Source organism: Microcoleus sp. AT9b-C3, from assembly GCF_036705485.1.
GTDB lineage: Bacteria > Cyanobacteriota > Cyanobacteriia > Cyanobacteriales > Microcoleaceae > Microcoleus.
Genome location: NZ_JAUBUR010000055.1, coordinates 1 through 21,609, shown reverse-complemented (window position 1 = coordinate 21,609; position 21,609 = coordinate 1). Strand labels below are relative to the sequence as shown.

At 45.6% G+C, this 21,609-nt stretch carries 22 protein-coding genes; 8 read left to right on the top strand and 14 right to left on the bottom strand.

The window, feature by feature from the left end; all coding sequences use genetic code 11:
• Nucleotides 1-198 precede the first annotated feature (198 nt).
• The 7 genes from QUB77_RS29225 to QUB77_RS29195 all read right to left on the bottom strand — a co-directional run bounded on the left by QUB77_RS29225 (nt 199) and on the right by QUB77_RS29195 (nt 5,600).
• Nucleotides 199-1,332 carry a glycosyltransferase gene (locus QUB77_RS29225; protein ID WP_333179893.1) on the bottom strand — a complete coding sequence of 378 codons (1,134 nt, stop codon included), beginning with the start codon at nt 1,330-1,332 and terminating at the stop codon, nt 199-201.
• Between the two features lie 13 nt (nt 1,333-1,345).
• On the bottom strand, nt 1,346-1,987 hold the full coding sequence (locus QUB77_RS29220) for a DUF4291 domain-containing protein (RefSeq protein ID WP_333179895.1): 642 nt from the start codon (nt 1,985-1,987) through the stop codon (nt 1,346-1,348).
• A gap of 542 nt (nt 1,988-2,529) precedes the next feature.
• On the bottom strand, nt 2,530-3,678 hold the full coding sequence (locus tag QUB77_RS29215) for an NAD-dependent epimerase/dehydratase family protein (RefSeq protein ID WP_333157183.1): 1,149 nt from the start codon (nt 3,676-3,678) through the stop codon (nt 2,530-2,532).
• 110 nt (nt 3,679-3,788) lie between these two features.
• Nucleotides 3,789-4,379, bottom strand: coding sequence for a chromophore lyase CpcT/CpeT (locus QUB77_RS29210; RefSeq protein WP_333179897.1), 591 nt, complete (start codon nt 4,377-4,379; stop codon nt 3,789-3,791).
• Nucleotides 4,380-4,502: 123 nt separating this feature from the next.
• A complete protein-coding gene (locus tag QUB77_RS29205) occupies nt 4,503-5,039 on the bottom strand; it encodes a Uma2 family endonuclease (protein ID WP_333179899.1) in 537 nt (178 codons plus the stop codon).
• A 122-nt stretch (nt 5,040-5,161) separates the two neighbouring features.
• Nucleotides 5,162-5,323: a helix-turn-helix domain-containing protein gene (locus QUB77_RS29200; RefSeq protein WP_445251777.1), complete on the bottom strand. Its 162-nt coding sequence runs from the start codon at nt 5,321-5,323 to the stop codon at nt 5,162-5,164.
• A 64-nt stretch (nt 5,324-5,387) separates the two neighbouring features.
• Nucleotides 5,388-5,600 (bottom strand): helix-turn-helix transcriptional regulator, encoded by a 213-nt coding sequence (locus QUB77_RS29195; RefSeq protein ID WP_333179902.1) that lies wholly within the window; start codon nt 5,598-5,600, stop codon nt 5,388-5,390.
• Between the two features lie 132 nt (nt 5,601-5,732).
• Here QUB77_RS29195 and QUB77_RS29190 point away from each other — a divergent pair, with 132 nt between their 5' ends.
• The 3 genes from QUB77_RS29190 to QUB77_RS29180 all read left to right on the top strand — a co-directional run bounded on the left by QUB77_RS29190 (nt 5,733) and on the right by QUB77_RS29180 (nt 6,768).
• Nucleotides 5,733-5,957 (top strand): hypothetical protein, encoded by a 225-nt coding sequence (locus QUB77_RS29190; RefSeq protein ID WP_333179905.1) that lies wholly within the window; start codon nt 5,733-5,735, stop codon nt 5,955-5,957.
• Between the two features lie 119 nt (nt 5,958-6,076).
• A complete protein-coding gene (locus QUB77_RS29185) occupies nt 6,077-6,397 on the top strand; it encodes a hypothetical protein (protein ID WP_333179908.1) in 321 nt (106 codons plus the stop codon).
• A gap of 29 nt (nt 6,398-6,426) precedes the next feature.
• Nucleotides 6,427-6,768 (top strand): HNH endonuclease, encoded by a 342-nt coding sequence (locus QUB77_RS29180; protein WP_333179911.1) that lies wholly within the window; start codon nt 6,427-6,429, stop codon nt 6,766-6,768.
• A 151-nt stretch (nt 6,769-6,919) separates the two neighbouring features.
• Here QUB77_RS29180 and petL read toward each other — a convergent pair whose 3' ends face one another.
• Nucleotides 6,920-7,021: a cytochrome b6-f complex subunit PetL gene (gene petL, locus QUB77_RS29175; protein ID WP_333179912.1), complete on the bottom strand. Its 102-nt coding sequence runs from the start codon at nt 7,019-7,021 to the stop codon at nt 6,920-6,922.
• A 517-nt stretch (nt 7,022-7,538) separates the two neighbouring features.
• Here petL and aroB point away from each other — a divergent pair.
• Nucleotides 7,539-8,633, top strand: coding sequence for a 3-dehydroquinate synthase (gene aroB / locus QUB77_RS29170; protein ID WP_333179915.1), 1,095 nt, complete (start codon nt 7,539-7,541; stop codon nt 8,631-8,633).
• A gap of 96 nt (nt 8,634-8,729) precedes the next feature.
• Here aroB and QUB77_RS29165 read toward each other — a convergent pair whose 3' ends face one another.
• Entirely contained in the window at nt 8,730-9,485 is a 756-nt protein-coding gene (locus QUB77_RS29165) for a tetratricopeptide repeat protein (RefSeq protein ID WP_333179918.1), read from the bottom strand.
• Between the two features lie 191 nt (nt 9,486-9,676).
• Between QUB77_RS29165 and QUB77_RS29160 the strand changes: the two genes are divergently transcribed.
• A complete protein-coding gene (locus QUB77_RS29160) occupies nt 9,677-10,516 on the top strand; it encodes a stomatin-like protein (RefSeq protein WP_333179921.1) in 840 nt (279 codons plus the stop codon).
• On the opposite strand, the gene folP is transcribed toward QUB77_RS29160, so the two are convergent.
• From folP to QUB77_RS29135, 5 genes are all read right to left on the bottom strand, one after another.
• The gene (gene folP / locus QUB77_RS29155) at nt 10,507-11,376 is read right to left on the bottom strand and encodes a dihydropteroate synthase (protein ID WP_333179923.1); all 870 of its coding nucleotides are present in this window, start codon (nt 11,374-11,376) and stop codon (nt 10,507-10,509) included. The two genes, QUB77_RS29160 and folP, sit on opposite strands and share 10 nt — an antisense overlap.
• A gap of 261 nt (nt 11,377-11,637) precedes the next feature.
• Nucleotides 11,638-12,198 carry a Uma2 family endonuclease gene (locus QUB77_RS29150; protein WP_333179926.1) on the bottom strand — a complete coding sequence of 187 codons (561 nt, stop codon included), beginning with the start codon at nt 12,196-12,198 and terminating at the stop codon, nt 11,638-11,640.
• 107 nt (nt 12,199-12,305) lie between these two features.
• Nucleotides 12,306-13,031 carry a triose-phosphate isomerase gene (tpiA, locus tag QUB77_RS29145; protein ID WP_333179952.1) on the bottom strand — a complete coding sequence of 242 codons (726 nt, stop codon included), beginning with the start codon at nt 13,029-13,031 and terminating at the stop codon, nt 12,306-12,308.
• A 75-nt stretch (nt 13,032-13,106) separates the two neighbouring features.
• Nucleotides 13,107-13,292, bottom strand: coding sequence for a PCP reductase family protein (locus QUB77_RS29140; RefSeq protein WP_333179929.1), 186 nt, complete (start codon nt 13,290-13,292; stop codon nt 13,107-13,109).
• Nucleotides 13,293-13,392: 100 nt separating this feature from the next.
• On the bottom strand, nt 13,393-13,896 hold the full coding sequence (locus QUB77_RS29135; protein ID WP_333179932.1) for a hypothetical protein: 504 nt from the start codon (nt 13,894-13,896) through the stop codon (nt 13,393-13,395).
• A 381-nt stretch (nt 13,897-14,277) separates the two neighbouring features.
• Here QUB77_RS29135 and QUB77_RS29130 point away from each other — a divergent pair, with 381 nt between their 5' ends.
• The 3 genes from QUB77_RS29130 to QUB77_RS29120 all read left to right on the top strand — a co-directional run bounded on the left by QUB77_RS29130 (nt 14,278) and on the right by QUB77_RS29120 (nt 21,573).
• Entirely contained in the window at nt 14,278-14,445 is a 168-nt protein-coding gene (locus tag QUB77_RS29130; RefSeq protein ID WP_333179934.1) for a hypothetical protein, read from the top strand.
• 300 nt (nt 14,446-14,745) lie between these two features.
• On the top strand, nt 14,746-15,759 hold the full coding sequence (locus QUB77_RS29125) for a PleD family two-component system response regulator (RefSeq protein ID WP_333179937.1): 1,014 nt from the start codon (nt 14,746-14,748) through the stop codon (nt 15,757-15,759).
• A gap of 225 nt (nt 15,760-15,984) precedes the next feature.
• Nucleotides 15,985-21,573, top strand: a complete 5,589-nt coding sequence (locus tag QUB77_RS29120; protein ID WP_445251900.1) for a PAS domain S-box protein — start codon at nt 15,985-15,987, stop codon at nt 21,571-21,573.
• Nucleotides 21,574-21,609: the final 36 nt, after the last annotated feature.

Sequence of the window (21,609 nt, the reverse complement as noted above, 5' to 3'; positions counted from 1 at the left end):
CTATGAAAGCAGCGCGCAAGGCATTCCTACAGAGCTTACTCATAGTTTAATGGTAAACGCAACAGCAGGATAGCGACGGTAATTTGCAGCAAAAAAGTTCGATCGATCTTTGAAAAGATCCCTCATCACTACCAACTGACGATCGAACAGCGAAGCTAAGCTAAAGCTTATGTTTCAAGGTGCTACAGATCCTGACATTTAGGCCGCTCTGGGCATGGACTCGGCAAATACCACTGATTGATAGTAGCGCTGCAGTTGTGCGGCCGCCGCGGCCCAACCCCAGCGTTCGGCTTCTCGGCGAGCGTTATGGCGCAGGGTTTCCCGTTCTTCGGGATTCGCAAACAGACGCTTGGTGGCGGCGAGTGCTCCTTCTTCGTCGGCGGGGTCAAATAAATATCCGTTAACACCGTCGGTGACGATATCGGGAATTCCGCCACTGCGCGCCGCGACTACGGGCGTCCCCGCAGCCATTGCTTCTAGGAGCACTAAGCCCAGAGTTTCGGTGCGGGAGGGAAAAATGAAGGCGTCGGCCGATGCGTAAGCTGTTGCGAGTTCTTGCCCCTTGAGGTAGCCGACAAAATTGGTGGGGGTACCGGCAAAATATTGTTCGAGGGTTTGCCGGTGCGGGCCGTCTCCGACTAAGGCGAGGCGGGCATCGGGAATCGCTGCGAGAACTGGTTTGATGCGTTCGATTTCTTTTTCTGCACCGAGGCGGCCGACGTACAGCAGCAGGGGACTGTCTGGGTTATTTGCAGAAAGGCGCGATCGCATTTCTCGACTCGCCAATTCCGGGACAAACATTTCAGTATCTACGCCCCGCTGCCACAAATCTACTCGCTCAATGCCGTGGGTTCTCAATTCCTCCACCATTGCTGTGGAAGTGCAGAGATTCAATTCTGCTTGGTTGTGGGCACCTTTGAGTAGTTCCCACAATAAAGGTTCGAGGACTCCGAAACCGTAGTGGTGCAAGTATTTAGGCAAATGCGTGTGGTAAGAAGCCAAAATCGGAATATTGAATTTTTTGCCGTAATATATACCGCCCAATCCCAAAATTGCGGGATTGACAACGTGAATAATATCCGGCTTAAACTGCTCTAATTGGCGACCGACAGCCGGAGAAGGAAGTGCCATTTTCAATTCCGGGTACATCGGCAAAGGCAAACCCTCTACACCGTAAACTCGGGCGCCTTTGTATTCTTTAATCCCGTAATCTGGAGAAAATATCAAAACTTGTTCGCCCGCGCGCTGCAAGTGATCTACAGTGTGAATCAGGCGCGTCACAATGCCGTCTATTTTTGGCAGAAATGTTTCAGTGAAAAGAGCAATTTTCATAAAAATAAGTTACTTAGGGAGCCGATAATCCTAGCCTCTGGAAGATGTCGGGGTCGATGACAGGATACACTGTCTCACTAGGAGTCTGTAATTGCGTGCTATCGCCTCCGTTATATTGACGCTGTTGCTGTACGAATTGGGAAATATCCTCGATTTTAACAATCCATTCTCGCGCGTAACTAGCTAAAACACTGCCACGCAAACCGAGTTGAATTGCCCGCCGATCCATTTTCGATCCATTTGGGTGATGATCCGGGTCCCATTGCAGCCGTACAGCCGAATTTTTAACAGCTTGTTGCCATTCTTTTTCGCTTCCATACACTGCTGGAACGAAATTAGAATGGACAGCAGATGCTAAAATTTCGTCCCACGCCGAGCGCTTTAGCCAAATAGCAAGAATTACTTCTTGACCCGATGAAGTACCCCATGCCGATCGATACATCATCCATAGAAAATTTGGCTTAATCCAACTCATACGATTCAGGCTGAATTCTCCGCCGAAATAACCATTTTCCGCTGCAAAATGACCGATCGCCGGACGGTACGCTTGGTACACTACGACCGTATGTTCATCAAATTGTGCCAGAATGTGACGACCGGTTTTCGACCATTTACTTGCCTGGTTTAAGTAGGGTTCTGTTAGCAGGTTCACCACAACTAATTACTCTCGTGATGTTTCTGGAACATACAAACTCCGTAAATTCCTATCGATACAATTATCCCACCTAAAAGCAATCGCACACTTTCGGTCAAGCAATTAATTCTGTGAATTTCCTGTGCTGTTCCGGCAATTTATCTGGCTTTTTAAGTGACCAATAAGCCTTCGCTAACTCGCCACTAATTTAGCTCACTCGGCGTTACAGCAGCCCATTCCCCTATTAAATAATAAGCAAAAACTGCCCTCGCTGAAAATCCAGGCAGAACCACCAAAAGCAACAGAATGAGAATTTGACTTTTCAAGGGATTTTTTCCCAAACAAGCCAGCCATAAAAACCTGATGCCATTTTTTAATTAACCGCAGAGGACACAGAGGACACAGAGCAAGAGATACAAAAGATAGATCATCGTAATATACAGCCAAATCCATTCAGAACTTGCGAACCCTTCTCATCTCTTCCCTTCTTTCCTCTTACTTCGCGCCCTTCGCGCCTTCGCGGTTAATTAAAAAATCTCTTACCCGCAAATAGATACCAGAACTTACTTCCAAGAAACCTTCGGCAAAATCTGGTTTTTATCGACACGATGCTGATATTTGGTAGCAAAATTCAGCAGAGAATCGAGCAGGGAATCTGAGAGATAGTGCGGTTGCAAACCGAGGTCTAGCAAATTGGTGTTTTTGGCATTGAAATAATGTTCTTCTTTCTCGACTCTGGGATTTTCGATGTTGTTTATTTCTACCTTTAATCCCATTGCCATGCCTGCTTTTTGCACCAAGGAGGCTAAGTCGCCGACGCTGAATTGTTCGGTAAATTGGTTGAAGACGCGGAATTGTCCGGCTTCGGCAGGGTTGGCTAGAGCCAATTCCACGCACCGCACGGTATCCCGAATGTCTAAGAAGCTGCGGGTTTGTCCGCCAGTTCCGTAAACTGTCAAAGGATGACCGATCGCAGCTTGGATGCAAAATCTGTTCAATGCTGTACCGAATACTCCGTCGTAGTCCAAACGGTTGATCAACAGTTCGTCCATGCCGGTTTCATCTGTGAGCACGCCGTAGACTACGCCCTGATTTAAGTCGGTGGCTCTTAAACCCCAGATTTTGCAAGCAAAATGGATGTTGTGGGAGTCGTGGACTTTTGACAGGTGGTAGAAACTGCCTGGTTGTTTGGGATAGGGTAGTGTATCCTTGCGGCCGTTGTGTTCGATCGTAATGTAGCCTTCTTCAATGTCAATATTCGGGGTGCCGTATTCGCCCATTGTCCCCAATTTAACTAGGTGACAATCGGGGAAGTCTTCGCGGATGGCGTACAGCAGGTTGAGTGTCCCGACGACGTTATTGACTTGAGTGAGGACTGCGTGTTCGCGATCGATCATTGAGAAAGGTGCCGAACGCTGTTCGCCGAAATGGACGATCGCCTCTGGTGCAAATTTTCTCATGCTTTTGCTGAGAAAATCGTAGTTGGTGATGTCACCGACGAACAAGTCGATCGACTTGCCCGTTAAATCTTGCCATCGCTGGAGTCTTTGCTGAATCGGTGCGATGGGAGTGAGGGTGTCGCTGCACAGTTCCAGATCCCAGTGCCGTCGCACGAAGCTGTCGAGGATGCCAACTTCGTAACCCTTGTTAGAAAGGTAGAGTGCGGTTGCCCAACCGCAATAGCCATCGCCACCAATAACCAGGACTTTCATAAATCAACGGTGAATCTTGCTTGCCAATACTGGGTTAATGTACCAGGTATTGGTGCATTCTGAACCTTTAATCAAGCGTGTTCGCCCAGGAGGGACTCTGTTTTTTTGGATTAAACCGGAATTTCGTCGGCGAAACTGGCGCGGCGGGTGAATTCAAAAGGGCCGGCCTGGGCTCCCCAGACGTGGGCGTCGGTTTCTGGGTCGCGTCCGCGATCGTGGCTAATAAATTTGTCTTGGTCAATCTCGAATTCGCTGTCTAGATAGGTTTTTTTGCCCTTTCTGACCACCGTGCAGCCTTTTCCGGGTTCGACAGACCCTTTGAAGCTGTGTCCCGTCCACTGCGTAATAAAGGTGCAGCCGGGAAGCAGTGTCAGTTGTGCTTTTTTGATTTCTTGCAGGCGTTGTGGGTCGCGGGAAGCGCCGTAGAATTGTTCTTCGTTTTCTATGGCATAATTTTCGATGTCGATTCGATCGCCCACCGGGACTAATTTCAAAACTCGGACTCGGTACGGTACATTCAGTTCGATATCATAGGCTTGCTCTAGGTACAAGCTGAGCCCATCCAGAACTTCGACGGGCAAAGGCCTCATGCAGACGCGGATGTGGGCGAAGAATGGCGGGTTTTCAAAGGCTTGGGCTTGGTTGCTGAAGTCGGCGGCCATCCAGCGGGCGAGGGTGACGATATCGGTGGAATGAGTCATTTCGATTTTAGATTTTAGATTTTAGATTTTGGATTGGGGATCTAGTAAAAATTATTTTAGGGGAAAGGGCGCGTCAGACGAAATTCTGCGACAATTATTCAGAGTTTGAGTGTTAAAAACCCCCTATTGTCGCCGCGTCATTGCCATCACAGCATCCACAGTAAGTTCTGCTACAATACTTAAAGTTGGCAAAATGTCTGCTCCCGAACAAACTAGGGGTAGGTTATCGCCCTGCCATACCCAAACTTGTTGGCGAGATAAATCTATTAACCATGCTAATTGCGTTCCATTGCTAAGGCAAAGGAGAATCTTATTCTGCAAGTCTAAAGTGCTTTGATTTGGCGATCTAATTTCAATCAACCAATCTGGCGCTCCATCAAACGGCCCGTCTTCATCAGGAAGCCTATCGCACGCTACGATCGCGATATCTGGCACAGGTGAATGGGGAGGTATCAAGCAGCGCAATTGAGGGACTGCTTCAAATCTATCGGTACGATCGTTGATATAGTTAACCAACTTGTTTTGCAATCGCGAGTTAAACAGAGTTGGCATAGTTTTTTGAACTGCCCGCCCAGCAATCAATTCCCATGCGGGCGAAGACTCAATATTTGGTTGAGCGAGAAACTCTTCTAGTGAATGTGTTGCAATGGAATGAACCATGTTTTTTAACCGGACTTCACTGTGGTTGTCCGCAAAACTCTAGTGCATTATACTGCAAAATCAATGCCTTTTCTTCTGCCAACTCTCGAATTTTTAGTCTAACTCGCCCCATTGGTGCGCCCTCAATCTTCCAAAATCTCAACCAAATCTTCCATCCTTACGTCGAAAGCACGGGCAATTTTGTAGACAGCAGAAAGATCGACTGTGTTTAAAGCATCGCGCCTCCCGTAGCTTTTTACTGTGTTGTAGTTGACTCCCCATCGGCAACTTGCTTTAGTGTCCAACCCTTTTGCTCAGCTAGTTCTCGAATCCGCAATCTAACATATCCCATTAGCGCGATCGCCCTTACTATTCCAAAAACTCGACCAAATCTTCAATCATGACATCAAAAGCAACAGCGATTTTCTGAACGGCGCTCAGATCGACCATACTCATCCCATCATCGCGTCTAGCGTACCCTTTAACCGTGTTGTAATTAACCCCAGAGCGCTCGGCCACGTCTTGCAGCGTCCACCCCTTTTCTTCTGCCAACTCTCGAATTTTTAGTCTAACTCGCCCCATTTTACCCTTGACAACAGGTTAGATTTAACCTTAAACTGTAAATAATTCAAAACGATCGCCCTCAGAGCCTGGAAAACTTAAGGGCGATCGCCTTTTCTACCACACCCCACGAACGTGGGGAAGGATTACCCTATGATACCAACATCCAAGCCCAAATTAAACACTCATCCCTGGTGTATCGTGCGGCAATTGCCAAATATGCAGCGATTGGTTGTGGCTAGGTTCCACCGTCGAGGTGATGCAGAGGGATATCTCCAGATTTTACGGCGGTTGTTGCCGACTGCTACACAGGCGATTGTTTTTGATACGACTGGGGTGGAGAAATTGCCAGAAGTTCGATCGACTCAATTAGATTGAATGTTTTAATTAATCAGGAGCGATCGTGTTTTATAGCAAGTGCGATCGCTCTTTCCTTAAATTCACTTAACCACGGATAAGCTACAATATTCCAAGAGTATCTGAGAGCTGTTATTCCTATGAATACTCAATTAATGGTAAAACCTTCTTCTTTGATGCCCCAAGGCATCAAAATGGTAGAATTTGGGAATATTTACTTATTCAGATTTACCGACGATCTCCAATCTCGCATGGAAGAACTGCTAGAGAGAAAAAGACTAGATTTGTTAGCTGTCGATGAAATTCCAGAATTAGCTGGCATCATCGAACTATCCCGAATTTTTACCTTGATTAACGCCCAACTTTCCACCCAAGCTAAATGGTGTCCGATCGCACTCGACAATTTATACGACAACGAGCTAAATATCTCTGCGAATACTGCCACTCTCCAGAATATCTAAGCCCAGATCGCTTTACCATAGATCATCTCATGCCCAAATCTCTCGGCGGAGCTGATGACAGTGAAAATTTAGCATTAGCTTGCCGTCGCTGCAACGAACGCCACTACAATTTTACCAACGGAATTGACAAGGAAACTCAGCAAGAATGTTTATTATTTAATCCTCGTCTGCAGCCGTGGTCAGAACATTTTATCTGGACAGCAGATGGTCTAAATATTGTCCCTAAAACTCCCATAGGTCGAGCAACTTGCAATCGGCTTGACCTTAATGATGAACGTTATGATGAAGAGGATTCGATTCGGCGATCGCGCAGGTTTTGGGTAGAAGGTGGTTGGCATCCACCTGCTGAAGATGCTCGTCAATTAGAATAAGCACGATCGTTCCAGCCAAAAGTTTTATGAAATGAAGCATTTGCGCCGTCAATCTACAGATAAACCTAGAGATTTTTGGCGCAAATACTTTGTCGAACTGATACTTTTGCCAGAGATTAAATACTCTGGTTCAGACATATCAATCAGTAAATTAGATGAGTTTGACAGCCCGCAGACCAAACATCAGCACTGTCGCCAAGCCGACCATTCCGCCGAAAAGCCCGAAATAAGTTATTACTCCGCTAAGAGTCATTGCAATTTCTCCCAAACAATCAATAAAAAGACCTTTGACACTCCCCAGCCTTAATAGGTAGGGATTCTTGGTTCACTGATACACCTTAAAACTCTCTATCCTTTCGGCACTACTTAAACCACAAACCCGTTCAATAGAACTAAGTTTCGAGTCTAATTTAGATGAGTCCCAGCGGGTTTATCTCCGCAAGCTTTAGAGGATTACTCCCCTTGTTTCCGTATGCCCTACGGTACAACTTGAATATCAAGTATTTGATTTTGTCCTTTAACGGGTGCTCATTGGCTACCCTAGCTCTGTTTATCGTGGTTATCGCCATCCACTACGCATTACTACTTCCTATCCTGTCAAGTGGGGACACCCCAGATTTATATTGTCTTGTGATAGCGGTTTTTCAGCCTGTGCTATCTCTAGTATGCCATACTAGAGCGACACTATATCGACATTAATCCGTCGAAGTGACGGGGTTTTCAACCCAATTTTCTGATAATCTAAAATCTAATATCTAAATTAGATAAATATGCAATCGATAATTAAAGTTGACTTGGGGCCACAATCTTACAATGTTTGCGTGCGATCGGGCGGTTTAGACGAACTCGGCAGTCTGATGGGCGATCTAAGTTTGGGCAAAAAAGTTCTGCTGGTGTCGAATCAGTCAATTTTTCGGCAGTACGGCGAAAGAGCAACAGCAGCCCTCGAATCGGCCGGTCTGGAAGTCAGTAGCTGCATTTTACCACCGGGAGAACAGTACAAAACTTTAAATTCGGTACAGAAAATTTACGGGGCGGCTTTGGAAAACCGCTTAGAACGTTCCTCGACAATGGTGGCTTTGGGCGGCGGGGTGGTTGGCGATATGACGGGTTTTGCGGCCGCGACTTGGCTGCGGGGAATTAATGTTGTGCAGGTTCCGACTTCGCTGCTGGCGATGGTTGATGCTTCGATTGGCGGCAAAACGGGGGTAAATCATCCTTTAGGGAAGAATTTAATCGGGGCTTTTCACCAGCCACGTTTGGTATTGATTGACCCGGATGTACTCAAAACTCTGCCGGCGAGGGAGTTTCGGTCGGCGATGGCGGAAGTCATCAAGTACGGGGTGATTTGGGATGCTGAACTTTTTGGGAAGTTGGAGAATTGCAAGCGTTTGGATCAAATGCGCTATGTGAAGGCGGATTTGTTGGCAGAAATTTTGAGTAGGTCTTGCCAAGCTAAGGCTGAGGTGGTCAGCAAAGACGAGAAGGAATCGGGTTTGCGGGCGATTTTGAATTACGGGCACACCATCGGTCATGCTGTGGAAAGTTTGACCCATTACAAGGTGATCAATCACGGGGAAGGAGTGGCAATCGGCATGGCTGCATCAAGCCGATTGGCTGTGGAGTTGGGAATGTGGGATGCCCAGTGCGATCGCCGTCAGTCTGCTTTGATTGAAAAAGCGGGTTTACCTGCCAAATTGCCTGCGGGTGTGGATGTTGAGGAAATTTTGCATACTTTGCAACTCGATAAAAAGGTGCAGGATGGCAAGGTGCGGTTTGTGTTGCCGGTGCGCTTGGGTGAGGCTGCTGTGAGCGATCGGGTGGATGGAGATTTGATTTTACAAGTTTTGAAGGAAATGCTTTAGATTCCCGTTTTTGGGGGTGTTTAACCGTCGCTGAACGCCCATTAACGCCGATCGCCACAGATGTTTTTTCTTTTAATGTGCGATCGGCGGTTGAGTTTAGGATTCGCTGGATCGCGAATTAATTTCCTCCAAAATTTTATCTACTCTGTTAGCAGCTTGAGTTCTACCTTGCTTGATAAATAACTCCTTAGCTTTTTTGAGGCTGGCTACTGCCTCCGCTTGGTTTTCCTTGTCTCCTTGCTGGTACAAACCGACTCCTAAATTGTTTAAAGCATCGGGATATCGATCGTTAATTTTAACGGCTTGTCTCCACTGAACAATTGCCTCCGGCAACTGCCCCTGACTTGCCATTGCCACGCCTAAATCGTTGTGAGCTTTGGCGTGCTGTGGGTTGACTTCAATTGCTTTTTGGAATTGAACCATCGCATCGCTCATTTTACCTTGCCCCGACAGCATAGTTCCCAACTTGTAATAAGCATCCGCTTGTTTGGGATAGCGAGCGATTAGTTGCCGGTACAAAGCTTCGGCATTGACAAGATTTCCTTGACCGTAAAGGTCGTTGGCAGTTCTCAAGCCAACCGTGTAGCCTTTACCTACAACTTGGCACTTTTTCTCCGAGTTGCCTTCCTGCTTGCAAATTCTGAGTTCGTCTCCCTTCATCTCGTAGGACATAACTTCCCGAACAGCAGGGCCTCGGCGTGGGGGCTGCGAGTTTTGCGAGAGTTGCAGGGCGATTGGCTCAGCTTGTGCCGGTTGAACCGCTGCTGCATTGCAGATTCCTGCACCCACCAAAATGCTTGGGGCAATCCACCTCAAAGGTTTGAACAAGCGAAACTCTCGATCGTTTTTCATGTCTTTTGTGGAAACGTGTTGTTGATATCCTGGGTTTCACTAGCGCCGTAACAGTCGGAGCCGATGGGGCCCACCCGATGAAATACTTAGTTATTAACAGTCGAGATATTTTAGCACTGCGGGGCCGAGTTTGAGTTAAATTAGAGTAGAATTCCGATCGATTCTCAGTCAACCTTAGCAGGAAAATAGAAATGGGGCAGTCTATTCTTACCATGCTCTTTGCGCTCATCCTCGGCTACGCTGTTAACTCAAGCGTCAAAATAGTCAGCGGTGGCGACGAAGCTTTAGTGGAACGTTTGGGTCAATACAAGCGCACCCTCAAGCCAGGATTCCACTTTATCAGTCCCCTGGTCGAAAAAGTCGTCTGCGTGGACACAAGCCGTGAAAGAGTTTTAGACATTAAACCTCAGTCCGCAATCACGGGAGATAATGTGGCTCTCGAAGTCGATGCCGTTGTGTATTGGCGGGTTGTGAATTTACAGAAAGCTTATTATGGAATCGATCAAATTGAAAATGCGATCGCCAACTTAGTTTTAACGACGTTTCGCGCTGAAATTGGTCGATTGCCCATGCAAGACATCTTGGGTTCCCGAGATGACATGAATAAAAAGTTACTCAAAAAGTTGGACGAAGCTACTGAAACTTGGGGTGTCAAAGTAATTCGGGTGGAAATTCAAAGCATTACACCTCCTAAAAGGGTGCAAGAAGCTATGGAATTGGAGCGCGCTACCAAGAGCGAGTGGCAAGCAATGGTCAATAAGGCGATCGGCACTAAGGAGTACATGAGGCTCTTAGTTGAAGCTTTAGACTCCCATCCCAATAGCAAGCAAGTTTTGAATTACTTAGTAACCGAAAAATACTTAGAGGCTCAACAAAAATTGGGCGAAAGCGACAATGCCAAAATTCTGTTTATGGACCCCAGAAGCATGAGCGAAGCTCTGGGCGAGCTGATGGGTTCTATGCCCGATGTGACGCCTACTTCTGAGGGCAGCCAAATAACAGTTATCGAGACTAACACTTCTCAAGACTGATTCCTGAAGATAGCGTCGGCAACCAGACAAACATCGTGCATTTCTCTGACATCGTGTACTCGCAAGATATCTGCCAAATTTGCGATCGCACCTGTACAAGCCGCCGCTGTCCCCCAAATTCTTTGTTTCGCTTCTGGCTGATTCAAAATGTGACCGATGAAGCTTTTTCGCGATACTCCGACTAAAATCGGACAGTTTAAAACACGGAATTTTCGCAACTCTCGCAGAATTTCTAAGTTTTGACTGTAGTTCTTAGCAAAGCCAATACCAGGGTCGAGAATTATTTGAGATTTGTCAATCCCCGCAGCAACTGCTGCCGCAATTCTACTCTCGAAAAATTCCCCAATTTCCCCCATTAAATCCCGATAATCTGTCAGTTGTTGCATCGTCTGGGGAGTTCCCCGAATGTGCATCAAAATTATTGGTACTTTTAACTTAGCAACGGTTGACAGCATTTCCGCATCAAAAGTAGCTCCCGAAATATCGTTAATTATATCCGCTCCCGCCTCAACCGCAGCTTTGGCAACTTGCGCTCTGGTAGTATCGACAGAAATAGGAACTGAGCCAAAAATATCGGCTTTTTGCCGCAGTATTTGTACGAGAGGTATAACGCGATCGATCTCCTCTTCTAAAGATATTTCCGCTGCACCGGGCCGAGTAGATTGACCGCCAATATCAATAATATCTACACCGGATTTTACCATATTTTCAGCTTGCACTAAAGCAGATTCTATTGTATAAAAATCTCCGCCGTCGCTAAAACTGTCAGGGGTAACATTCAAAACGCCCATTAAATAAGTGCGTTTTCCCCACTCGAAAGATTTATTTCTAATGGTAATTTTTTCTGGGTTAGTTGCCATAAATTATATTTTTGGGCAGGGGGACAACCGTCTCACAAGAATTTCATATTGAGAGTGTTGGGTTTCGTTCCTCAACCCAACCTACACTATCAACTAATAATAATTTTTTCTGGGTTATTTGTCATGGCGATCGTGGGATTTGATATCGGACTGGACGCACGGGTAGCCAGAAACCGGGTTTTTTCACGACAATATTTCGTTGCAATCCACAGATTCTGTAAAAAACCCGGTTTCTTTGAGTCTTAATGCGTCCAGCACTGTTCAACCAAAACTTAACCAGCTAAAAACAGTGTCCACTGTCAATTCTAATTCAATTTTATCAATTACTGGCAACAGAGCTGCACCTTTGTACAGTTCTACTTTTAGTCCTGGAAATACTGCCAAAATACTCTCTTCTTCTGGATCTAGTAACCACCCCAACTCAGTGCCGTTTCGTGAACAGTGGAGTAAGTTACTCAGCACTTTTGTTTGGCTTTGGTTTGGAGAGATAATTTCTATCGACCAGTCGGGATTAATGTCAAAGCGGTTAGCAATTCTACCCGACGGCAAAAAAGGAATTCTTTCCCATCGGAATACTGCTACATCTGGCACGATTGATGCGTCGCCAAAAGTGCAGCGCAACTCGGGAAAAGCATTGGCAATTTTCCGAGTTTTCGCTACTTGATTGATAGTCTTGCAGAGTTCACCTTGAAGTACGCTGTGTTCACCTTGAGGCATGGGCTTCTGAATGATTTGTCCCTCAAGAAATTCTGAGGCCGGTTCAGTTTCAGGAAGTTTGAGGAACTCGTCTAAGGCTGGTTTGGGTTTAACGATCGCAGTCATAGGTTAATTCTCCCGATCCGAGAAACACTCAACGGCACATCACAATTGTAGGCGATAGCTGTTTAATTCCCGCTGCCCTTATTCACTTACCAACTAGCAATTACCTATTACTGATAATTGACAATTCGAGCAAAACTCGCAGCTTCCAAACTCGCACCGCCTACCAAAACGCCGTCAATCTCTGGCATCGCCATAACTTCATCAATATTCTCCGGTTTAACAGAGCCGCCGTACTGAATTGGCACGTCAGGATTAGTCAATTTACTGCGAATCAAACCAATAACTCGGTTAGCTTCCTTACTTTCGCAAGTATCGCCAGTGCCAATCGCCCAAATCGGTTCGTAAGCAATTACCAACTTATTTTGGTCAACACCAACCAAATCTTTTTCCAATTGAGAAAAAATGTGAGCTTCAGTTTCGCCTGCATCTCGCTGCTGCTTGGTTTCCCCAACGCACAGAATCGGAATTAAATCGTATTTCTGAGCAGCTTTCAGCCGCAAATTCACCGTTTCGTCAGTTTCCCCAAAATATTGGCGTCGCTCGCTGTGGCCGATGATGACATAACGGACACCAAGTTCACTCAGCATTGGCCCGGAAATTTCCCCAGTAAAAGCTCCTGACTCTTGCCAGTGGACGTTCTGAGCACCGAGTCTGATCCGGCTGCCGTGCAAATTTTTCGACAGGACAGCCAAGGAAGTGAAGGGAACGCAAAGCACGACTTCCCGTTCCTCTGGGGTTTCCGTCAGGCAGGACATGAATCCTTGAAGAAACTCTAGGGATTCTGCCCTAGTTTTGTACATTTTCCAGTTGCCAGCAATAACTATTTTCCGCACGGGTGACTCAGTAGCTCTGTGAACATCAAAATCAGGCAAATTATAGTGTAAAGCTTTAGGGTACATTTCGAGCCCTTATTGCCCAAACTCGATGCGAGCTTGCTCAACTAAGTCAACGGTGACGACTTCGGTTTCGGCTTCGCGGCCCAACTGCTCGATGCGGACGCGAGCTTGTCCCCGGACAAAATAGGGAATATTTTTCAGCTTCGCCTTGGCTTCTGGCGTCCATTTTAAATCGTCGGAAAATTCGGAATCGGGCATGGCGTATTGAGCGATCGACTACAAGCCTTCATGGATCTGGCTTTGATGGAAAGCCTGGATGTATTAAATTTACCACGAGTTGCGATCGCCCCACACCTTCTCACTCTGCCTTAATTTTGTTGCTTAAAATAGCCGACGCTTCTTGTAAAAGCTGATTCTGCTCTTGTCGAATTGCCTCCAACCTTGTCAAAATATTAGCAAGTCGTTCCTGAGACTCCAAACTGTTTGATTCAACTCCCCTCAATTGTAAAGCTGAATTATTTTTGTCTTGGGGATTCTTTGAAACCAATGATTTTACAACGACTCCACCCAGATTACTTACAGATTTAGAGCCGAGACTCAAAACCCCTTGCATCAATTTTAAAGGGATTTGCAGAATAAATAACCATCCTTTTGCAAAAAAGTTACCTAAAGCCTGTAAGAAACCCACGATAATCAATATAAATAGCAGCAAAATTACTAAAGATATCCACCAGTTACTCATCAACCAGGATACTAGAGGGTCGGAATTACTCCAATTTATAAAAATACCATCGATAGCTCTTTGAATGAAATTGGAAGTTACCTCGCTCATATTTCCCGCCTTAGATAGTGCTACTTCCATAGTAAGTGACCTCCTTCAACGTAATTTACTGTTTCCAATAGATTATAGTATAGCTCCTGTTTTTAATAAGGAAATTTAGTCAAAAATTGAGCGATAAAGAGAGCTAAGATATATAGAGTAAACTTTTTAGGTTAGTTTCTTTCCTAATGGAATGTGATGAGAGAAACAGTTTCGATAGCCATGCCCCATGCTTTGAAAGATGGTCCTAATGCTGTGACGATGTGTTCCCCACTCACACACAAAGACATGAGTTTAGACACTATCTGGGGGATTATTGGGATAAAAAAGAGAAAAAACCTATCCCAGCTCGCGCAGAACGCTGTAGATGTTTCTTAACAAAGCTTACGCCATGTTGCAGTCAGAGCTTCCTGGTGCGGACAAATGCTCAACCAAGGGCGAAGCAATACGCGATCGTGTCACCATCAGATGTATTCCCCAAAAATAGAGCGGACGATCGCTCGTGGGACAACGGAGGAATTTGATGCACCTGAAAAAGCAGGAATTAAGTTGAGAAATATAGCATATTATCCCATCGGCGATCGCCTATGATCTGGCGATCGTTCGTCAAAGCTCGCTTGACCTTGTAAAAACTGTTTAATTCCCCCAAAAATAATTATATATTTACAAAACTTAGCGCAAGTCGCCAAACTTTATATCCCCGAAAAAAAGCGATAAATTTTAAGTAGACTGTGGCGGTTGGTTTAACAAACCCGACGCTACGTAGGATTTTGTTGATGCAGCTTAGCTGGTGTATAATTTATGACATATTTGCCAATTTTTAACTTTCCATCCCAAGCTCAAAATATGCTAGGCTAGAATGTTTCCAAAGCTTGAGATACACCATGACGTATGTATCAATCATTAGAAGAGTCAGCCATTTCGACTAACCCATCTACGGAACCGTCCTCTCTAATTCTGATTGTGGATGACGATGCCTTGATTCGTTTGCAACTTCGACTGTATTTACAGAAGGAAAAATACCGAGTGGCCGAAGCTAGTGATGGGTTGACAGGGCTAGCAGCTTATGAGGAAGTACATCCAGACCTGATCCTCCTAGATGCAGTGATGCCTACTATGGATGGTTTTGCTTGTTGTCAAAAATTATCGGAAGTGCCTGAGAGCGATCGCCCGCCTATTTTGATGATTACTAGCTTGGAAGACAAAGAATCTGTCGATCGAGCGTTTGCAGCGGGAGCGGCTGACTATATAACCAAACCAATTCACTGGGCTGTTCTGCGACAGAGAGTGCGGCGGTTGATTCAGCAATTCCACTTGCAACAGCAACAAACCCTGCTTTACAAGCAACTAGAGGCCGCCAATCGACAATTAAAATACCTAGCGTCAATTGACGGTTTGACTCAGATTGCCAATCGCCGTCAGTTTGACGAACAGCTAGAGCACGAGTGGCGACGCATGACGAGGCAGCAAACTCCTTTGTCACTAATTTTGTGCGATATCGATTTCTTCAAGCCTTACAACGATACTTATGGACACCAAGCAGGGGATGTATGTTTACAGCAAGTTGCCGCAGCTCTCAATGGCAGTATTAATCGAGCTGGAGATTTAGTCGCACGTTATGGAGGTGAAGAATTTGTAGTGATTTTGCCCGAAACAGAGCTTAAGGGAGCCGTCCAAATCGTTAAAAAAATTCAGGCTCGCGTCCAAGCTTTAGCAATAGTCCATAAGAATTCTCCAAATCATTTCATTACCCTCAGCTTCGGTATTACCACTGTGATTCCCACCCAAGAGAGCCTGCCAGAAACTTTAATTACTGCTGCCGATGCAGCACTTTATCAAGCCAAAGACCAAGGTCGTAATACTTTTTGTACCAAAACTCATACAGTTAATGAGTTCACTCATTAAATCATAAGAGTAAAAACTATAACTATCGTAATTTGGAATAATTTTTTCTTAAAAGTTGAGCGAAATATCAAGTCCTGCATGAGTAAACCTTGATTGCTGCTTGAAAGCTTAAACAATTGGTGGTGCGCTCTTCATAGAAACTGTCAGGTAAATAACAGATCGGCTCTATGGCACTTTTTTTATCGGAATCAGATCGTATTCAGCAACTAGCGATTCTAGAAGTTTATGGGAGGATATAGCTCGGTGCGTGATAAAAGATGGTTAGGTGCGATCGCCCTTCTCACTGTTGCGGGTTTTCTGGGCAACTATTTCAGTGTGTCTCTTTTATTTGGAGTTGATTTCCTCTTTGGCAGTATTGCAATACTGATTATTGCTTACTATTTCGGCTGGGGCTGGGGAGGCTTGGCTGGTTTAATAGCAGGCAGCTATACTTATTTCCTTTGGAATCATCCATACGCCACGATTATTTTGGTAATTGAGGCTCTGTTTGTAGGGTTTCTTTGCAAGAAGCGCAAACATCCGAACCTCCTTTTATTCGATGGGATTTACTGGTTCTTAATTGGAATGCCTCTCGTTTGGCTTTTCTACGGTCAAATGATGCACATGGACGCGAATCAGGCAATCCTCGTTATGTGCAAACAAGCAGCCAACGGCATTTTTAATGCCTTAGTGGCCAGCTTAATCATTTCGTATGCGCCTATTTATCGGTGGGTTAGTCATTCAAAAAATCTCTCCCTCTCTTTACAACAAACTATTTTTCATCTGTTGGTTGCTTTTGTCTTTTTTCCCGGACTGCTCCTATTAGTTATTGATGGTAGATCCTTTCTTGGTCAAATCCAAACGACGGTGCAAACGGAGTTACAAACAAACGCAAAAACTCTCACCAGCGCAATATCAAGATGGCATCACAGACATCTCTTAGCTTTGAATACATTAGCTGAAACCTCGCTCACGCCAGGAGCATCAACTGCTGCTAATACAGCGATTAAATCATCAAGTCAACTACAACAAAACCTTAGTCTAATCAAGCAGTTGTTGCCAGCTTTTGACCATATTTATGTGGTAGAGGCATCGGGAAAAATTTTAGCTAATTCTTCTCCTTTTAATCAAACCAGTCGGCGGTCGATCGAAGAAAGCACGGAACATAAATCTCTCATTACCCTGGCTCAAGAGCGATCGAAACCTTGGATGACTTCTATCCACAAAGATTTATTAATGGACGAACCTCATGTAGGATTGAATGTACCCCTGCAAGTTCAAGGTCGTTTTCTTGGGGTGATCCACGGTTCATTAGGATTGAGCAAGCTCAAATCTCTCTACATTTTCCAGAGGAACGATGGGCAATTAGGCATTACATTGCTCGATGAAAACAACCGAGTCATTGCGAGTAATCAATCCGACGAAAAGCTTTTGACCAATGTTCAGGAGTCAAAGAACGGCAGCACTCGCACCTTAGAGGGAACCTTGCAGCAGTGGCTTCCTAGCAATGGGAAAAATCCGATGATCCGTTGGAAAAACTCTCTGTATATACAGGAATTTACAATTAACTCGGATCTGGACTGGAGATTACGCTTAGAAATTCCAGCCTCTCCCTATGTAGAAAATTTACAAAATCGCTACAAGGCTGACTTGATTATTCTACTCGTCATCACAATGTTGGCATTGTTGTTTGCAACGCTGGTTAGCGAAGGACTTGTCAAGCCATTATCCTATTTAGCTGGTGCGACTGCTGACTTACCCAACAAGCTTTCAGAAAAAACATTTGACTGGAAATATAGCCCTGTTACTGAAATCAATGAGCTTGCTCGCAATTTTCAATTGATGGCGATCGCACTCAATCAAAAGTTTAGGGAGATTAAACAAGCCAACGCCACATTAGAACAGCGGGTTCAAGAACGAACGCAAAAATTATCCAGAATCAATCGATCTCTCACAGGGGAAATTCAGAGACGTAAACAAGCCGAAGCTGAACTAAGAACAAGAGAGGCAGCGATACGAGCTTTATATGAAGTTACTTCTACCCAAAATCTCAATTTTGAGCAGCGCATCCAAGCGTTGATTGACATGGGATGTGAGAATTTTGGGCTTGAATGTGGCATCTTGGCTCGCGTGCAAGATCATCTTTATGAGGTGATGGTTGCGCGATCGCCCGATGGAGTCCTGAAACCAGGTGATGTCTTTGATATTAAGCAAACTTTGTGCTGTGAAGCTTTAGACACAAATGAACCCCTAACCATCGAACATATAGGCACATCCAAATGGCGTTACCATCCCGCCTATCTTGCTCTTGGCATAGAAGCTTATATTGGAACACGAGTCTTAGTGGCAGGCAAAGTCTACAGTACCCTCAGCTTTTCTAGTAAATCTCCCCGTGCAGACAGCTTTAAATCTGCCCATGTGGAATTACTGAAGCTGATGGCTCAATGGATTGGTAGTGAAATTGAACGGCATGAGGCAGAAGTCGCTCTGCAAGCGAGTGAAGAGCGGTGGGAACTCGCCCTACGCGGTAGTAATGATGGGGTATGGGATTGGAACCTCAACACCAATGAAGTATTCTTCTCTACTCGCTGGAAAGAAATGTTGGGCTACGAAGACGATGAAATCCCTAATCACCTGGATGAATGGAGCAAGCGGGTGCATCCCGACGATCTCGGTTGGGTGATGCAAGTAATTCAAGATCACTTTGAGGGCAAAACTCCCTTTTATAGTACAGAATTTCAAATGCGGTGTAAGGATGGGAGCTACAAGTGGATTCTGGCTCGAGGGCAAGCGCTTTTGGATGAAGCGGGCAAAGTTGTCCGTATGACTGGTTCTCACAGCGATACTACCGAGCGCAAAAAGTTAGAGCAGGAAATTCAAGCCAGAGAGCAATTATTGAATGCTTTTTTTAACGGAGCTTCCCTAGCGGGAGTCGGGCTTTGCATTCACGATCGGCAGTTTAGATTTTTACAAATCAATGAGGCACTAGCTGAAATTAATGGCCACTCTGTGGAGGATCACTTAGTTAAGACAACCGATGATATTTTGGGGGAATTTGCTCCTGGGGTGAATGCACTGTTACAACAGGTTTTAACGACTGGACAACCTTCCATCAGCTTGGAAATGAGCTCAGAAGTATCCAGTCCAACGGATGCCAAGCGCTACTGGCTCGTTTCTCACTTTCCCATTTTCAAGGATGCAGAGCAGCCTATAGCAGTGGGTTGCATTCTGATTGAAATTAGCGATCGCAAACGCGCCGAAGCCGAACTGCAACAAATGAGTGCAGCGCTAGAAAATGCTGTGGCAGGAATTTCTCGGCTCGACCCTCAAGGGCGCTATGTCTCTATTAACGAAACTTATGCCACTATCTGCGGATATCAGCCAGAGGAAATGCTAGGGATGGAATGGCAAAAAACTGTTCATCCTGAAGATGTTGGAAGGATGGTGGCTGCTTATCAGCAAATGTTGAGAGAAGGCAGAGTCGAACTAGAAGCTAGGGGGATGCGAAAAAATGGCTCTATGTTCTATAAACAAGTGGTGATGGTCTCTGCTTGTGATGAGCAAAATGTCTGTGTGGGGTATCACTGCTTCATGAAGGATATTAGCGATCGCAAGCAGGCAGAAGAAGCACTACAACGACAATTGGAAAAAGCCCTGCTGCTGAAGCAAATTACCCAAGAAATTCGTCAAAGCCTCAATGCTCAGCAGATATTTGAAACGGCTGCTATTCAGATTGGACAAACTTTTGGGGTCAGTCGCTGCTTAATTCGCACATACCTGGACAATCCACAGCCTCAGTTTCCTGTCGTTGCAGAGTATCTAGCACCCGGCTCTGCCTCCAGCGGGGAGCATGACATTCTGGCCGCGAGTCCTGCTTATACAAAACAGTTGATGGCTCAAGATGAAGCCATCGCCTCCCGAGATGTCTATTGCGATTCATTGCTCACCTGCGATCATTCAATTTGTACCAGTCTCAAATTAAGATCGATATTAGCAGTGCGAACCTCTTACCAAGGAGAACCGAATGGTGCTATTTGTTTGCACCAGTGCGATCGCTACCGTAGTTGGACTCCCGATCAAGTGGAGTTGCTAGAATCCGTCGCGACTCAAGTAGGAATTGCTCTCGCTCAAGCCCAATTACTAGAGCAAGAAACTCGACAACGAGAAGAATTAACTCTGAAAAACTTTGCCCTGGAGCAAACTAGACGAGAAGCAGAAGCGGCGAACCGAGCCAAAAGTGAATTTCTGGCGATGATGAGCCATGAAATTCGCACTCCCATGAATGCGGTTATTGGCATGACGGGACTGCTGCTGGATACAGAACTCAAGGCTCAACAGCGAGACTTTATCGAGACAATTCGTAATAGTGGGGATGCGCTTCTGAGCATCATCAACGACATCCTTGACTTCTCCAAAATTGAGTCGGGCAAGCTAGAGCTAGAAAAGCATCCCTTGAGCTTGAGAGATTGCATAGAAGGTGCGATCGATCAACTTGCAGTTAAAGCAGATGAGAAGGATATTGAGTTGGGCTACCTCATCCAGCCTCAAACTCCTAAGTTGATTTTGGGTGATGTCACCCGTCTGCGTCAGATTCTAGTTAACTTGCTCAACAATGCGATTAAGTTTACTGAAACTGGGGAAGTTACCATTTCCGTGGAAGCCTCTTTAGTTGATTCTCACAAAACGATTTCTGAGTCAGATAACTTGTCAGAAAGCTTGTATGAAATTCAGTTTGCCATTCAAGACACAGGCATTGGTATTCCAGCCAACCGGCTCGATCGACTGTTCAAGTCTTTTAGTCAAGTAGATGCTTCGACGACTCGGCAGTATGGAGGGACTGGTTTAGGTCTGGCAATTAGTAAGCGACTTAGTGAAATGATGAACGGCATGATGTGGGTTGAAACCAGAGGTCACGTCGGAGGAACCCCTTCACCAAAATGGCAAGCCGCTAAGCTTAATCGAGTCACAATGGGTTCTACCTTCTACTTCACCATTGTGGCATCCGCTGTTGCTACTGAGTTAGCGGAACCGATGGAAATGGTATCAGAACTATCTGGCAAGCGTTTATTAATCGTGGATGACCAGCCCACTAACCGACAAATTCTGACGTTGCAAGCAGAGAGTTGGGGGATGCAGAGTCTGGCTGCCCAATCGGCTGTGGAAGCGCTCAACTGGCTTGAGAGTGGAGAAACCTTTGATGTGGCTATTTTAGATATGCAAATGCCACAAATGGACGGTCTCACACTCGCCTCAGCCATCCACCAGCATCCTAAGTGCCACTGTTTACCCCTAGTGTTGCTGACTTCAATGGGCTACCCAGAAGCGAGTTCTTCAGCCCTCTCCACCCACTTTGCGGCTTTTTTAAGCAAACCCATCAAACAATCCCAGCTCTATCAAATACTGATCCATGTGCTACAAGCTCAACCGAAAAAAGTTCAACAACAGCTCCCTATATCCGTTCAGGATGATATGAAACTTGCCGAGAGACTCCCACTGCGAATTCTGTTAGCAGAGGATCATCTGGTGAATCAGAAGGTGGCACTGCTGCTGTTAGAGCGTATCGGATACCGGGCCGATGTTGCTGCCAATGGATTGGAAGTATTGGAAGCCCTGCACCGCCAGCCTTATGATGTAGTGCTGATGGATGTACAAATGCCAGAGATGGATGGACTAGAAGCCAGCCGTCGTATTTGCCAGGAGTGGCCGGCTCATACTCGTCCCCGAATTATTGCAATGACGGCGAATGCCATGCAGGGCGATCGCCAGGTTTGTCTTGATGCTGGCATGAATGACTATATAGTCATTTCAAATAAATGTGAGACAAATGCAAGATGATGTAAAATGAAGAAAAATGGTTAACTCGGAGCTGAA

Coding starts and splice junctions, on each gene's coding strand:
- QUB77_RS29225 (WP_333179893.1), bottom strand. CDS start 1,332: ATGAAAATTGCTCTTTTCACTGAAACATTTCTGCCAAAAATAGACGGC.
- QUB77_RS29215 (WP_333157183.1), bottom strand. CDS start 3,678: ATGAAAGTCCTGGTTATTGGTGGCGATGGCTATTGCGGTTGGGCAACC.
- QUB77_RS29210 (WP_333179897.1), bottom strand. CDS start 4,379: ATGACTCATTCCACCGATATCGTCACCCTCGCCCGCTGGATGGCCGCC.
- QUB77_RS29205 (WP_333179899.1), bottom strand. CDS start 5,039: ATGGTTCATTCCATTGCAACACATTCACTAGAAGAGTTTCTCGCTCAA.
- QUB77_RS29195 (WP_333179902.1), bottom strand. CDS start 5,600: ATGGGGCGAGTTAGACTAAAAATTCGAGAGTTGGCAGAAGAAAAGGGG.
- QUB77_RS29190 (WP_333179905.1), top strand. CDS start 5,733: ATGATACCAACATCCAAGCCCAAATTAAACACTCATCCCTGGTGTATC.
- QUB77_RS29185 (WP_333179908.1), top strand. CDS start 6,077: ATGAATACTCAATTAATGGTAAAACCTTCTTCTTTGATGCCCCAAGGC.
- QUB77_RS29180 (WP_333179911.1), top strand. CDS start 6,427: ATGCCCAAATCTCTCGGCGGAGCTGATGACAGTGAAAATTTAGCATTA.
- petL (WP_333179912.1), bottom strand. CDS start 7,021: ATGACTCTTAGCGGAGTAATAACTTATTTCGGGCTTTTCGGCGGAATG.
- aroB (WP_333179915.1), top strand. CDS start 7,539: ATGCAATCGATAATTAAAGTTGACTTGGGGCCACAATCTTACAATGTT.
- QUB77_RS29165 (WP_333179918.1), bottom strand. CDS start 9,485: ATGAAAAACGATCGAGAGTTTCGCTTGTTCAAACCTTTGAGGTGGATT.
- QUB77_RS29160 (WP_333179921.1), top strand. CDS start 9,677: ATGGGGCAGTCTATTCTTACCATGCTCTTTGCGCTCATCCTCGGCTAC.
- folP (WP_333179923.1), bottom strand. CDS start 11,376: ATGGCAACTAACCCAGAAAAAATTACCATTAGAAATAAATCTTTCGAG.
- QUB77_RS29150 (WP_333179926.1), bottom strand. CDS start 12,198: ATGACTGCGATCGTTAAACCCAAACCAGCCTTAGACGAGTTCCTCAAA.
- QUB77_RS29140 (WP_333179929.1), bottom strand. CDS start 13,292: ATGCCCGATTCCGAATTTTCCGACGATTTAAAATGGACGCCAGAAGCC.
- QUB77_RS29135 (WP_333179932.1), bottom strand. CDS start 13,896: ATGGAAGTAGCACTATCTAAGGCGGGAAATATGAGCGAGGTAACTTCC.
- QUB77_RS29130 (WP_333179934.1), top strand. CDS start 14,278: ATGCTCAACCAAGGGCGAAGCAATACGCGATCGTGTCACCATCAGATG.
- QUB77_RS29125 (WP_333179937.1), top strand. CDS start 14,746: ATGTATCAATCATTAGAAGAGTCAGCCATTTCGACTAACCCATCTACG.
- QUB77_RS29120 (WP_445251900.1), top strand. CDS start 15,985: ATGGGAGGATATAGCTCGGTGCGTGATAAAAGATGGTTAGGTGCGATC.